The organism is Youhaiella tibetensis (genome assembly GCF_008000755.1).
Classification (GTDB): Bacteria; Pseudomonadota; Alphaproteobacteria; order Rhizobiales; family Devosiaceae; genus Paradevosia; species Paradevosia tibetensis.
In genome coordinates, this window is sequence record NZ_CP041690.1 from 2,512,678 (window position 1) to 2,526,068 (window position 13,391).

Annotated in this window: 14 protein-coding genes; 6 read left to right on the plus strand and 8 right to left on the minus strand. The window is 65.2% G+C overall.

Translation table 11 applies throughout. The annotated features are described in order from the left end of the window. Nucleotides 1-3: 3 nt before the first annotated feature. From FNA67_RS12120 to FNA67_RS12150, 7 genes are all read right to left on the minus strand, one after another. Nucleotides 4-981, minus strand: a complete 978-nt coding sequence (locus FNA67_RS12120; RefSeq protein WP_147658191.1) for a branched-chain amino acid ABC transporter permease — start codon at nt 979-981, stop codon at nt 4-6. After that, nucleotides 981-1,865: a branched-chain amino acid ABC transporter permease gene (locus tag FNA67_RS12125; protein WP_147656196.1), complete on the minus strand. Its 885-nt coding sequence runs from the start codon at nt 1,863-1,865 to the stop codon at nt 981-983. The genes FNA67_RS12120 and FNA67_RS12125 overlap by 1 nt, the downstream gene beginning before the upstream one ends. Before the next feature lie 74 nt (nt 1,866-1,939). Then, complete coding sequence (locus tag FNA67_RS12130; protein ID WP_049705419.1) at nt 1,940-3,136, minus strand: ABC transporter substrate-binding protein; 1,197 nt, start codon at nt 3,134-3,136, stop codon at nt 1,940-1,942. 45 nt (nt 3,137-3,181) lie between these two features. Then, nucleotides 3,182-3,922: an ABC transporter ATP-binding protein gene (locus tag FNA67_RS12135; RefSeq protein ID WP_147656197.1), complete on the minus strand. Its 741-nt coding sequence runs from the start codon at nt 3,920-3,922 to the stop codon at nt 3,182-3,184. Continuing rightward, on the minus strand, nt 3,915-4,682 hold the full coding sequence (locus tag FNA67_RS12140; RefSeq protein WP_147656198.1) for an ABC transporter ATP-binding protein: 768 nt from the start codon (nt 4,680-4,682) through the stop codon (nt 3,915-3,917). Before FNA67_RS12140 ends, FNA67_RS12135 begins: the two co-directional genes overlap by 8 nt. Continuing rightward, nucleotides 4,679-5,464: a 3-hydroxybutyrate dehydrogenase gene (locus FNA67_RS12145; RefSeq protein WP_147656199.1), complete on the minus strand. Its 786-nt coding sequence runs from the start codon at nt 5,462-5,464 to the stop codon at nt 4,679-4,681. The genes FNA67_RS12140 and FNA67_RS12145 overlap by 4 nt, the downstream gene beginning before the upstream one ends. Nucleotides 5,465-5,625: 161 nt before the next feature. Continuing rightward, entirely contained in the window at nt 5,626-7,041 is a 1,416-nt protein-coding gene (locus tag FNA67_RS12150; RefSeq protein WP_053167890.1) for a sigma-54 interaction domain-containing protein, read from the minus strand. A 203-nt stretch (nt 7,042-7,244) separates the two neighbouring features. On the opposite strand from FNA67_RS12150, the gene FNA67_RS12155 reads away from it, so the two are divergent. From FNA67_RS12155 to FNA67_RS12180, 6 genes are all read left to right on the plus strand, one after another. Continuing rightward, nucleotides 7,245-8,423 carry a low temperature requirement protein A gene (locus FNA67_RS12155; RefSeq protein ID WP_147656201.1) on the plus strand — a complete coding sequence of 393 codons (1,179 nt, stop codon included), beginning with the start codon at nt 7,245-7,247 and terminating at the stop codon, nt 8,421-8,423. After that, nucleotides 8,423-9,085 carry a potassium channel family protein gene (locus tag FNA67_RS12160; protein ID WP_145976742.1) on the plus strand — a complete coding sequence of 221 codons (663 nt, stop codon included), beginning with the start codon at nt 8,423-8,425 and terminating at the stop codon, nt 9,083-9,085. The genes FNA67_RS12155 and FNA67_RS12160 overlap by 1 nt, the downstream gene beginning before the upstream one ends. Nucleotides 9,086-9,151: 66 nt before the next feature. Continuing rightward, nucleotides 9,152-9,811, plus strand: coding sequence for a TetR/AcrR family transcriptional regulator (locus FNA67_RS12165; protein WP_244616337.1), 660 nt, complete (start codon nt 9,152-9,154; stop codon nt 9,809-9,811). Between the two features lie 45 nt (nt 9,812-9,856). Beyond that, nucleotides 9,857-10,711: a metallophosphoesterase gene (locus FNA67_RS12170; protein ID WP_147656202.1), complete on the plus strand. Its 855-nt coding sequence runs from the start codon at nt 9,857-9,859 to the stop codon at nt 10,709-10,711. A gap of 28 nt (nt 10,712-10,739) precedes the next feature. Continuing rightward, nucleotides 10,740-12,038 carry an ABC transporter substrate-binding protein gene (locus FNA67_RS12175; protein ID WP_147656203.1) on the plus strand — a complete coding sequence of 433 codons (1,299 nt, stop codon included), beginning with the start codon at nt 10,740-10,742 and terminating at the stop codon, nt 12,036-12,038. A gap of 56 nt (nt 12,039-12,094) precedes the next feature. After that, complete coding sequence (locus tag FNA67_RS12180; RefSeq protein ID WP_147656204.1) at nt 12,095-12,814, plus strand: tyrosine-protein phosphatase; 720 nt, start codon at nt 12,095-12,097, stop codon at nt 12,812-12,814. Nucleotides 12,815-12,819: 5 nt separating this feature from the next. Here the strand turns inward: FNA67_RS12180 and FNA67_RS12185 are convergent, their stop codons facing one another. Beyond that, entirely contained in the window at nt 12,820-13,389 is a 570-nt protein-coding gene (locus FNA67_RS12185; protein ID WP_147656205.1) for a TetR/AcrR family transcriptional regulator, read from the minus strand. Between the last annotated feature and the right edge of the window lie 2 nt (nt 13,390-13,391).

Genomic DNA, 13,391 nt, shown 5'->3' on the forward strand with positions numbered 1-13,391 from the left:
CGATCAGAGGGGTTTCTTTATCCAGCGGGAAACGACGCCCACGATGCCTTCGCGGAAGGCAAGCACGGCGATGACGAAAATGACGCCCTGAATGACCGTCACCCAGGAGCCGAAACCGGCGAAATAATTCTGGATCGCCACGAGGACCGTGGCGCCCACGAAGGGCCCGAAGATCGTGCCCATACCGCCCAGCAGGGTCATGAGCACCACCTCGCCCGACATGCTCCAATGCGCGTCGGTAAGCGAGGCGAGCTGGAAGACGATGGCCTTGGTGGCGCCTGCCAGGCCGGCCAGCGTGGCCGACAGCACGAACACGGCGAGCTTATAGCGATTGACCCGATAGCCCAGCGAAATGGCGCGCGATTCATTATCGCGGATGGCCTTGAGCACCTGCCCGAAAGGCGAATGGATGATCCGGAAGATCGCGACGAGCCCGAAGAACACGATCGCCAGGACGACGAAATAGAGGGCCAGGTCGTTGGTGAGGTCGAAAAGCCCGAAAAGCCGGCCACGCGGCACGGCCTGGATGCCGTTCTCACCGCCCGTGAACGGCGCCTGCAGGGCGACGAAATAGACCATCTGCGCGAAGGCCAGCGTGACCATGGCGAAATAGATGCCCTGCCGACGGATGGAAAGCGCTCCGATGATTGCGCCCAGCACGCACGCGGCAGCCGTCCCCGAAAGGATCGCCAGCTCGGGCGTCAGCTGCCATTCCTTGGCGGCATAGGCCGAGACGTAGCTCGCCGTGCCGAAAAACGCGGCATGGCCGAACGAAAGCAGCCCGTTATATCCCAGCAGCAGGTTCAGCGCCGAAGCGAACAGCGCAAAGCACAGCACGTTCATCAGAAAGACGGGATAGAGCCCGAACGGGGCGATGCAGAGCACCACGAACAGCCCCGCGAAGAGATAGGGATAGGTTCGCGACGTCCCGATGTTCGCGGACGGCTCGATGAGGGCATCGGTCTGGGTTCTGGCGACCATCACGCGGCCTTTCCGAAAAGGCCGGCCGGCTTGACGAGAAGCACGATGGCCATGATGACGAAGATGACGGTCGAGGAGGCCTCGGGGTAGAAGGCCTTGGTCAGTCCCTCCACGACGCCGAGCCCGAAGCCGGTGATGATGGCGCCCAGGATCGACCCCATGCCCCCGATCACGACGACGGCGAAGACCACGATGATCAGATCCGAGCCCATGCTCGGATTGACCGAATAGATCGGCGCGGCCAGCACGCCCGCCAGCGCCGCGAGCGCCACGCCAAACCCATAGGTCAACGTGATCAGGCGCGGCACGTTGATGCCGAAGGCGCCGACCAGCACCGGGTTCTCGGTGGCGGCGCGCAGATAGGCGCCGAGCCGCGTCTTCTCGATGGCGAGCCAGGTGGCCAGGCACACCACGAGCGAGGCGACGATCACCCACGCGCGATAGTTGGGCAGGAACATGAAGCCCAGGTTCTGCCCCCCACTCAGCACGGGCGGAATGGTATAGGGCAGCCCCGAGGAGCCGTAATAGTTGCGGAACAGCCCCTGGATGATGAGGGCGAGGCCGAAGGTCAGCAGCAGCCCATAGAGATGATCGAGCTGGTAAAGCCGCGAGATCATCAGCCGCTCTATGACGACGCCCGTCGCACCGACGACGAGCGGCACCAGGATCAGCGACCACCAGTAATCGATACCCAGGTAGTTCAGGCCCATCCAGGCCAGGAACGCCCCCATCATGTACTGGGCGCCATGGGCGAAGTTGATGACGTTGAGCATGCCGAAGATGACGGCGAGCCCCAGGCTGAGCAGCGCATAGAAGGAGCCGTTGATCAGCCCCAGGAGGAGCTGCCCGAACAGGACCTGAACCGGAATATCGAACATCTGCATGGCGGCCGAGCCGTCCTCTTGAGGATGCGCCAGCCTGCGCCGGCGCACCCCAGGTGGTTAGTGGGAAGGTACGCCTATTTCACCAGCTCGCACCCGCCCTGATCCATCGGGCGGAAGGCCTGATCGGCAGGGATGGTCGCGACAAGCTTGTAATAGTCCCACGGCCCGCTCGATTCCGACGGAGCCTTGACCTGGTAGAGATACATGTCGTGCAGCACGCGGCCGTCGGCGCGGATCGAACCCTTGCCGAAGAGCGGATCGTCCGTCGGGTTGGCCTTCATCCAGTCGATGACCGCCTTGGAGTCCTTGCCGCCGGTGGCCTCTACCGCCTTGAGGTAGTCCAGTACGCCTGCATAGACGCCGGCCTGCACCATGGTCGGCATCTTGCCGCCGTTCTCCTTGGCGAACCGCTCCGAGAAGGCTCGGGTCTGATCATCCTTGTCCCAGTAGAAGGCGCTGGTGACGAGAAGCCCCTGGGCAGTATCCAGCCCCATGGCGTTGACATCGGTGATGAAGACCAGCAAGGCCGCCAGCGACTGGCCGCCCTGGGTGATGCCGAACTCGGCAGCCTGCTTCATGGTGTTGACCGTGTCGCCGCCGGCATTGGCCAGGCCGATGACGTTGGCGCCCGAGGCCTGGGCCTGTAGCAGGTAGGACGAGAAATCCGAGCCCGGGAACGGATACTTCGCGCTGCCCAGCACCGAGCCTCCCAGCCCTTCCACGATGGCCGAGGTATCGCGCTCCAGCGCCTGGCCGAAGGCATAGTCGGCGGTGATGAAGAACCAGCTCTTCTTGCCCTGATCGAGCATGGTGCGCGCCGTGCCGTTGGCCAGCGCGTAGGTGTCGTAGGTCCAGTGGATGGTATTGGGCGAACACTGGGCGCCCGTCAGGTCGGTCGAGCCGGCGCCCGAATCCACGAACACCTTGTTCTTCTCGCGGGTGACCTGGGAAACGGCAAGCGCGGCCGAAGACGTCGGCACGTCGAAAATGGCATCGACGCCATCCTGGTCATACCATTGGCGGGCGATGTTGGAAGCGATGTCGGGCTTGTTCTGGTGGTCGGCCGAGACGATCTCGACATTGATGCCCTTGTCGCCCGCCTTGAAATCCTCCACCGCCATGCGCGCGGCGATGACGGAACCCTCCCCGCTCAGGTCGGCATAGACGCCTGACCGGTCGTTGAGAACACCAAGCTTGACGTCCACGGCCAGAGCCGGAGCGGCGCTCAGCAGGACCGCCGCGGCGGTCGCCATGATGAACTTGAAACGCATTGTTATTCCTCCCCTTTTTGCCTGACAGACCAGGCTCGTCCGATGTCACACGCCCAGATAGCCGTGCAGTTTGTCGATGTTTTCCTCTAGTGCCGCATTGGAGATTTCGTCGATCACGCGGCCCTGTTCGACGAAGTAGTGCCGGTCCGCGACTTCGGCCGCGAAACGGAAGTTCTGCTCAACAAGGATGATGGTGAAACCCTGCTGCTTGAGATCGCGCAGCGTGCGTCCGATCTGCTGGACGATGACCGGGGCCAGTCCCTCGGTCGGCTCGTCGAGCAAAAGGAATTTGGCGCCGGTTCGCAAAATCCGGCCGATGGCCAGCATCTGCTGCTCGCCACCCGAGAGCTTCGTGCCCTGGCTTGCGAGCCGCTCGCGCAGGTTCGGGAACATGGCCAGCACCTGATCGCGGCTGAGGCCTCCGGGCCGTACGGCGGGCGGCAGCATCAGGTTCTCGTCCACCGTGAGCGACGCAAAGATGCCGCGCTCCTCCGGGCAATACGCGATGCCGGCGCGGGCGATCGCCCTAGCGGGGGCTCCGATCAGTTCCTCGCCCCTGAACTGCACCGAGCCGGTGCGCTTGGAGAGGATTCCCATGATCGCACGCAGCGTCGTGGTCTTGCCCGCCCCGTTGCGGCCGAGGAGCGTCACCACTTCGCCCTCGCGCACATCGAACGCCATGCCCTGAAGCACATGGCTCTCGTCGTACCAGGCGTTGAGGTCGCGCACCGCAAGCAGCGAGCCGGTCCGCAATGCCGGGGCTTCGGGGGAAAGTGTCTCAGCCATGGCCAACCCCGATATAGGCGTCGATCACGCGAGGGTCCTTCGACACCTCGTCATAACTGCCCTCGGCGAGCACCTGCCCGCGCGCCAGCACGGTGATGCGGTCGGACAACTCGGCGACGACCGAGAGATTGTGCTCGACCATCAGGATGGTGCGACCCGCCGATAACGAGCGGATCAGAGCGGAAATGCGCCCGACGTCCTCGTGCGCCATGCCCGCCATCGGCTCATCGAGCAGCAGCATCTGCGGATCGAGCGCCAGGGTCGTGGCGATCTCGAGGGCACGCTTGCGCCCATAGGGAAGCTCCCCGGCGGGCACGTGCGCGTAATCGGAGAGCCCAACTTCGGAAAGCCTCTCCCACGCCTCAAGGTCGTAGGCGTGGAGCGATCGCTCCGATCGCCAGAAGTCGAAACTGTCCCCTCGCTGGCGACGCTGAATGGCGACGCGCACGTTTTCGAGTACCGTCAGGCGCGGGAACACCGCCGAAATCTGGAACGAGCGCACGAGCCCGAGTTGGGCGATTTCGGCGGCCGGCAGGCGCGTGATGTCCCGGCCATCAAAGACGATGGTGCCGCTGGTCGGCTGCAGGAACTTGGTGAGGAGATTGAAGCACGTCGTTTTGCCGGCGCCGTTCGGCCCGATCAAGGCATGAATGGAGCCCCGGCGCACCTTGAGGTCGACCCCGGTTACCGCGGCGAAGCCGCCGAACCGCTTGGACAGCTTGTCCACATTGAGAATGATGTCGTCGCGATTGCTGCTCACTTCGCCGTCCACCCCCCGTCGATCGAGATCGTGGTGCCCGTGATCGAGCGAGCCATGTCCCCGCTCAGATAGGCGGCGAGTTCGGCGATCTCTTCGGGCTGGACGAATGCCTTGGTCGGCTGCGGACCGAGGAATATCTCGCGCACGACCTGCTCCTCGCTCAACCCGTGGATTCTCGCCTGGTCGGCAACCTGCCTGGCCACGAGCGGCGTCCACACATAGCCCGGGCAGATGGCATTGGCCGTGACGCCCTTCTCGGCAAGTTCGAGCGCAACGGTCTTGGTCAGGCCGACGACGCCGTGCTTGGTCGCCACATAGGCGGACTTGAACGGGGAAGCGCGCAGCCCGTGAGCGGAAGCAATATTGATGATGCGGCCCCAACCGCGTTCGACCATGCCGGGCACGGCGGCGCGGATGGTGTGAAAGGCGGAGTCGAGGCTCACCGCCAGGATGCGATCCCAATCGGCAGGCGGGAAGTCTTCGACGGGGGCGACCTTCTGGATGCCGGCATTGTTGACCAGCACGTCGAGCCGGCCGAATTCGGCTATCACCGCGCCCACCAGTTCGAAACTCTGCACGGGGTCGGCCAGATCCGCCCGAAAATAGCGCACCGCTCCGCTCGCTACCGCAGAGACCGATGCCAGGGCCTCCCCGACGTCCTCCTCAGGCTCGAAGCTGTTCACGGCTACATCGTAACCGAGCTCGGCGAACCGCCTGGCAATGGCCAGACCGATCCCGCTCGACGAACCTGTAACGAGTACAGTGCGTTTGACGCCTTGCACTTCTCTCCCACCTTCGTTGCCGGCTTGGCCGGTTCTCGTTTGCCAAAGGAAGTATCAAGTTCCGTGCCAAGCCGGGAAAGCGCGCAGAGACGGGGGATTTTCGGATTGGTGCGCACGGAGATGTCCGGATATCCGGACACCAGTCCCGCAGACTCGACACTTCAACCTGCGATGCCGTAGCGCTTGAGCTTCTCGTAGAACTGGGAGCGGGAAATGCCGAGGGTCTTGGCCGCGGCCTGCTTCTGGCCACCACAGGCCTCTAGCGCCTCCAGTATCGCATCCCGTTCGGCATCGGCCAGGCGCGTCGAAAGCGCGGCCGCACTCGTGCCGGGTCGGGCGCCCGGCGACACCCCATGGCGGGCCGGCAACGCCGACCGGATGAGCTCGGCGCCGATGATCTCGCTTGGCGCCATGGCAGCGGCGCGCTCGAGCACGTTCGCCAGTTCGCGGACGTTTCCGGGCCAGTCATGGTGCTGGAGCAGCGCCACGGCCTCCGGCTCGATCACCCAGCCGCGCTGATCGCTCGCGCGCGGTGTCTTTTCGAGCAGCGCATCGCAGAGCACCTGGATGTCCTCGAGCCGATCACGGAGCGGCGGCACGGCAATGGTCAGCACGGCGATGCGATAGTAGAGGTCGGCGCGGAAGCTGCGGTCGTCGACCTTGGCGACCAGGTCCTGCGAGGTGGCCGCGATGATGCGCACATCGACCTTCTTGACCGCATTCGAGCCCAACGCCTCGATCTCGCCCTCCTGCAGGACGCGCAGCAGCTTTGCCTGGATGGCGATGGGCATGTCCCCGATTTCGTCCAGGAACAGGGTGCCGCCATGCGCAAGCTCGAACTTGCCCTTGCGCGCCTTGCGGTCGGCTCCCGTATAGGCCCCCGGCGCCACGCCGAAGAACTCGGCCTCGAGAAGCGCCTCGGGCACGGCTGCCATGTTGACCGCCACGAACGGCCCGTCGGCGCGGTCCGATTGCTGGTGGATGGCGTGAGCCAGGAGCTCCTTGCCGGTGCCGGTTTCGCCCGACAGCAACGCCGCGCCGTCGCGCAGCGCGAAACGGCGCACCTGCGCCTTGAGGTCGCGAACCGCATCGCTCGTACCCACGAAGCTTTGCAGCGAATACTTGGTGGCGCGCTCGCGGGTCAGCGCCGCCTGCGCCCGGCTCAACTGCTTGCGCAGGTGCTCGAACTTCTCGAGGATGGGCGCGAGGTAATCCACCCGGTCGTAGAAGACGAAGCCGATGGCGCCATTGACCGAGCCGGCGTTGTCCTTGAGCGGGATGCGGCAAACGACGAGCTGGCGCTCGTCGAACTCCATGATGTCCACCAGGATCGGCCGCCCGGTTTCGACCACCCGCCGCATGAGCGAATGCGGTATGACCTGTTCCACCGGAAGCCCGTAGCAATCGAAATCGTCGGGCAAGCCGAGCAGCTCGCGGTAGCGCTGGTCGATCCAGGTGATCCGCGCCCGGTCATCGACGATCAGCGCCCCCTGGAAATACTCGCGCAAAAGGCTGAAGGCACCAAGCGCCTGCTCGACGTTCGGCTGCGCGGGATGGCTCGTTTCTTTGTTGTCCATGACGGCTTTCCGGATTTCTGGACGAAGCCTCACGCTACGGGTCCGGGAAGCCGGATGGCAATCGAAAACTTGAGCCCCTCCGACGGTGGGGCTGCGCCCTGCCCGCTCCGATTTCCGCATTGCCACGAAAGACTTGGCCGCGCTAACTCTTTGAAGGAGACTCGCAGGTCTCGCTTCAGCCAGCACCCGGACAACGCTCCTACATGAACCAGCCCTTTCTCCAGAGACTAGCCCCGACGTCGGCCCTTCGCACGCTGGCGCCCGGCGCAAACCCGCGCGTGACCAATGTCGAGCTGTTTTTCGACCTGGTTTACGTGTTCACCATCATCCAGCTCTCGCACTTCCTCTTGGAGCACACCTCCTGGCTCGGCGCGCTGGAGGCGGTGACGCTCTTCGCGGCCGTGTGGTGGGCCTGGAACTACACTTCCTGGGCCACGAACTGGCTGAACCCGGATCATCCGAGCGGACGGGTGCTGATGGTGGTCCTGATGGGCTGCGCCCTGCTGATGGCCATTGCCATGCCCGAGGCCTTCTCGTCGCGCGCGGGGCTGTTCGTGGGCGCCTATGTGGCCATGGGGGTGATCCGCGCCGGATACATGGCCATCGTCTTCCGCGGCCAGACCATGGGGCGCAACTACGCCCAGCTTTGCGCATGGAGCGCGATTTCGGGCCTCTTCTGGATCGCCGGCGCGCTGCTGCCGGAGACGCGCCTGCCGCTCTGGATCGTGGCGGTGCTGATCGATTACGCCGCCCCCTATGTCGGCTTCTGGCTGCCGGGCCTGGGTGCAACGCCGATGTCGACCTGGCCGCTGCGCGGACTGCACCTGCTGGAACGAAATCAGCAGGTCTTCATCATCGCCCTGGGTGAATCGATCCTGCTGCTCGGCGGGCTGCTGGTCGGCCACGAGCTCAGCGCGGAAATCGCCACGGCGGCCGCCATCGGCTTCCTGCTGATCGTGACGCTCTGGTGGATCTACTTCGTCCATCTCGCCGAAATGGGCGAACACCGCTTCGCCCATGCCGGCGATCACACCCGCTTTGCTCGCGCCGGCCTGGCCTACGCACACGGCATCATGGTCGGCGGAACGATCGTGGTGGCGGTCGCCATCGAGTTGATCGTGGCTCATCCGACCGAGGCGATTCATGCCCCGGTGGCGCTCATCGCGGCGGCCGGACCGGCGATCTTCCTCCTGGGCGCCGTACTCTTCCAGCGCATCATGGCCGACACCATTCCACTCGCCTACCCTGCCACTATCGTGGCGGTGGCGATCTGGAGCTGGCTCGCCTACACCCTGCACCTTTCCGGCCTCTGGCTCGGTGCCGGCATCCTGATCATCATGATGGTGCTGGCCGCCTTCAGCCGCGGACACGAGGCAGCGTGATGACGGCGCCATTGGCTCAGACGCGCGGGGTTCAGGTCAACGTCGCCCTCCTCGTCGGTATCCTGCTGCACAATCTGACCTACCCCCTCTCCAATGCAGGGGGTGTCTGGCCGGCGCTGTTCTATCTCTTTTACGCAGCGATCTTCGTGGTGGCCACATGGGCGCTCACCGCCGACATCAGGCTGCGAAGCCTCGTCGGACTGACCGGATTGCTCGTGCTGGTAGCGGGGCTCGCCAACTCCTATGCGCCGAGCAACTTCGCTGCCCTGGCGGTGTTCGTCACCTCGATCGCCTATCTGGGGTCGATGTGCCTCGTCCTGGCCCTCTATACTTTCGGCGCCAAGACCGTGATGGGCGATGTGGTTCTCGCCGCGACTTCGCTCTACCTCATGATCGGGCTGACGTTCGCGGCCGTGCTGGCGCTGATCGAATGGCTGGCCCCCGGCTCTTTCGTGGCCAATTCGGGCGCGCCGCTCACCTGGCAGCAATCGGTCTATTTCAGCTACGTGACGCTGACCACGCTGGGGTATGGCGACATCACCCCGGTCGGGTTCTACGCACAGTCCTTCGTCTCCTTCGAGGCGGTGCTCGGGGTGCTCTATACGGTCATCCTGCTCTCGCGCCTCGTCGGGCTGCACGCCTCGGGCGGCAAGGCGCAGTAGCGTCGCGGGCCTCGTTCACGCAGGCGTCACATCGCGGGCGCAAAGCTCGACGTCATGACGTCGAGCTTGACCCAGGAAAGACTGCGCACGGCCTGCGAGGACCTGCTCCGCGATGCACGCCACCCCGAAGAGGTGACCGTCCGCTCGATCACGCAGCGCGCCGGCACCAATGTGGGAGCGGTCAACTATCACTTCGGCAGCCTCGAGCAACTGATCCTGTCGGTTGGCGAGCGCGTCTACCTGCGGCTCAATGCCGAGCGGCTGGCGCTGCTGCAGGAGGCCATCCGGCGGGCACATCCGGAGCCGGCGAGCGTCGACGACCTCATCGTGGCCCTGGTCGGCCCCTCGATCCGCTGGAGCCTCGATCCGCGCTCGGCCTATAGCGTGCTGCGCCACATGACCGCGATTGCGCAATCGAGCGGGCACCCGGAGGTGTTTCGCCCCATGGTCGAAGATATCGACCACCACCTGCAGTTCATTCCGCATTTTCGTCGGATTGCTCCCTGGCTCAGCGAAATCGACGTGGGGTTCCGGATTTCATGCCTGCTCGGCGTGCGCTCGCAGATGACGCGCAACCGGCAGCGCACGGCGGAACTGACGGGCCACGAACTCGACCTCGGCGACCCGAACGTGGTGATCGCCCAGGTCGTGGCGGCAACCGCCCCGATGTTCACGACGCCGCCTTTTCCACATTCAAACACTGTTCCAAACTCGTCACGCCACTGAAGCGATGGCGCACTAGGTCTCTCCCCGACACAGGGAGCATGACCCATGGGCGAAACCGTCTTCATACATCTGACAGACCTGCACGTCGGCAATCCGGCGGTGCCAGACGATCACCTTTTCAGCGACACAGCGGCAACGCTTGCCCGCGTGCTCGCCCTTATCGCCACGATGGACCAGAAGCCCAGCTTCATCGTCGCGAGCGGCGACCTCACCAATCGCGGCGACGCGGCGAGCTATCGGCAGCTCAAGGCCATCATGGCCGCGACCGACCTGCCCGTCGTCTACGCCCTGGGCAACCACGATACGCGCCCGGGCTTCTACGAAGGCATGCTCGGCCGCCTCACCGACCCGGAAGCGCCCTACGATCATGCCCAGGTGGTCGAGGGCGTCCACGTCATCACGCTCGATACCACCACGCCCGGCCATATCGGCGGCAGCATCGAGCCCGACCAGTTCGCCTGGCTGGAAAACCAACTCGATGAACACGCCGACCTGCCCAAGCTGATCGTGGCGCACCACCCGCCCGCGCTCGGCGACGCACCACCATGGGATCACTGGCGCACCATCCAGTTCGACCAGTCGCGCAAGCTGGCCGCGCTGCTCGAAGGGCGCAACATCCTGGCCATCCTCTCCGGCCACGTCCACCACGATCGTTTCTCGGTCTGGCACGGCATTCCCGTGATCGTCGGCATGGGCCAGCACGCCGCCACCGATATCCTGACCCAGGATGTCCTGCGCATGGTGGAAGGCTCCTCCTTCGGCATCGGCACCGTCCGCAAATCCGGGCTCACCATGGCCCTGGTGCCGCTGCCGCAGACCCGCTCCGAACTCAACCGCTACGACCTCTCGCTCCTGCGCCAGAAGCAGGAAGCGGCGCTGGCCGAAGCGACCGCAGGCTGATCTCCCTCTCCCAAGGACCTTTTGTACAATGCTCAAGCACAGACTTTTCAGGACTCTCGTCGCCGCCGCCCTCGGCGCGACCGCGCTCGCCGGCACCGCCGCCGCGCAGATGGCCGATGCCATCACTGAGCCGGTGACCATCACCTTCTACAATTACAACCTTGCCACCGCGAGCGCGGGTGCCGACGCAACGCGCGAACTGATCGCCGCGTTCGAAGCCGAGAATCCCAACATCAAGGTCGAGCCGATCGGCGTTCCCTCCAACGAGATCATCACGCGCCTTCAGGCAGACATGGCCGCCGGCCAGCAGCCCGACGTGGCGCAGTTAGTGTTCCGCGACCTCATCTATATCGCCAGCGACCTGGGCGGTAACGCGCTCGAAGACATGGCCGGGCCGGAGAACTATGCCGCGCTCGTCGACGGCATGATCCCGCGTGGTGTCGAGCTGGGCAAGGTCGACGGCAAGACCTACGGCTTGGCCTACACGTTCTCCACGCCCATCCTTTACTACAATGCCGACCTCTTCCGCGCTGCCGGCCTTGACCCGGACAAGCCGCCGCGGACCTGGGATAAAGTGAAGGCCGCGGGCGAGGCCATTGCCACCAAGACCGATGCCGCCGGTTTCTTCCCCGGCGCCTACGGTCCCGCCGACGGCACCTTCGTCTACCAGGCAATCCTGATGTCGAACGGCGGCAAGGTCCGCGACGGCAACACGCTGACCTTCGCCAACCCGGAAGGGATCGAGGCCGTGCAGATGCTGCGCGACATGGTCAAGAGCGGCGCCCATGCCGATCTAGATGCCAGCAACCCCACCGAGATCATGGCTTCGGGCAAGCTCGGCATGTTCCTCTACACCAGCGCCGTGCAGAACAGCTTGTCGAAGGCCTCCGCCGGCAAGTGGGACCTGCGCGTCGCCGCCATGCCGGCCTTCGGGGACAAGCCGACCGCGCCGACCAATTCGGGCAGCGCCCTCTTCAGCTTCTCCAAGGATCCGGTCAAGCAGCGCGCCTCCTACGAGTTGATGAAGTTCCTGACCTCCAAGTTTGGCTACACCATCATCACCAGCAAGATCGGCTACCTGCCGCTCCGTCTCGATATCGTGGATGACCCGCAGTACCTGGGCGCCTGGACCGCGGCGCACCCGCTGATCCGCCCGAACCTGGAGCAGCTCGACCGCCTCACGCCCAATGTCGCTTTCCCCGGCCCGAACTACCGCCAGGCGGAGGCCATGATGAAAGAGGCAGTGGTCGAGGCCGTGCTCGGCGATGGCGACGTCGCCCAGGTCCTCACCACGGCCCAGGAAAACGCACAGAGCCTGATGCCCTGATCTTCCCCGGGGCGCGGGACCAAGGCCCGCGCCCCTCTCCCTTCCAGAGAGCGACCATGCGGCACTGGCACCTTCCCGATACTCACAACGTGCGCGACCTCGGCGGCTATGCGAGAGCCAATGCCGCCCCGACGCAATGGCGCCGGATTTTCCGCGCCGACAACCTTCACCACCTCGACGCCGCCAGCCGTCAAGCGCTGAGAGAAGCCGGCCTGAGCCTGGTCGTGGACCTGCGCAACGCGCGCGAAACCGAGGCCGAGCCCAATCCCTTCGCCGACGCGCCCGGTACTGCCTATCGCAACGTTTCGCTTTTCGAAGCGCTGGCCCCCATAGCCATGCTCGGCAGCCCGTTCGACATGGGGCAGCGCTATCGCGATGCCCTCGACCGGTGCGGCCAACCCATCGTCGAAGTGCTGACGGCATTGGCCGAAGCGCCCGAAGGCATCGTGGTCTTCCACTGTACGGCCGGAAAGGACCGCACCGGCATCATTGCGGCACTGGTCCTCGCGCTGGCCGGGGTCAGTGACGACGACATCGCGGCCGACTATGCCATGACCGCCCAGGCCACCCCGCTGCTGGCGCGACTGCGTGCCCGCTCGATGGTCCTGGGAGCCGATCCCGAACATGTGGAGCGGGTGTTGGCGAGCGATGCCGGCACGATGGCCAGCACGCTGCGCCATCTGCGCGACCGTCACGGCGGGGCAGCGGCCTACCTGGCGCGCAACGGGCTCTCCGCCACAACCGCCGCGCGGCTGGTCGAGCGGCTCTGTCGATGAGCAGCCTAAGCCGCCAGCGCCGACCAGCACATGGCGGCGATGAGATCACGCTCCTCCCCGGTCAGCGGCGCCGGATCGGTGCGGCGGCGCTTGAGCGTGTTGCGGATGGCGCCACGCATGAAGCTCGCGAGAAGCGTTGGCGGGCCCTGCCGCACCGCACCCGCCGCCTGCGCCTCCGCGATCATCGCGATGGCATGATCGACCAGGGGACCGAAGATCTTGCCGGCATCCTCCATGGCGATAAGCGGGGTATTGTCGAGATAGTCGAACAGCCGGGCCCGCACCGGATCGACCCAGATGAAGTCGATGTAGAGGGCGATGTAGCTGCGCACCCGCGCCTCGGGCGACTGACCGGGCTCGGCGGGCGTGGAGAGGCTCTCGGTCATTTCCTCGGCCACGCGGCCATAGACCCCGCGCACCAGCGCTTCCTTGGAGTCGAAGTAGTTGTAGAGCGAGCCGGTCGCGACGCCGGCCTCCTCGGCAATCGCGGCCATCGAGCATTGCAGGCCATCGCGAACGATCAACTGCGAGGCTGCCTGCAGGATGCGCTCATGCTTGTCGGGGACGGAGTCCATAA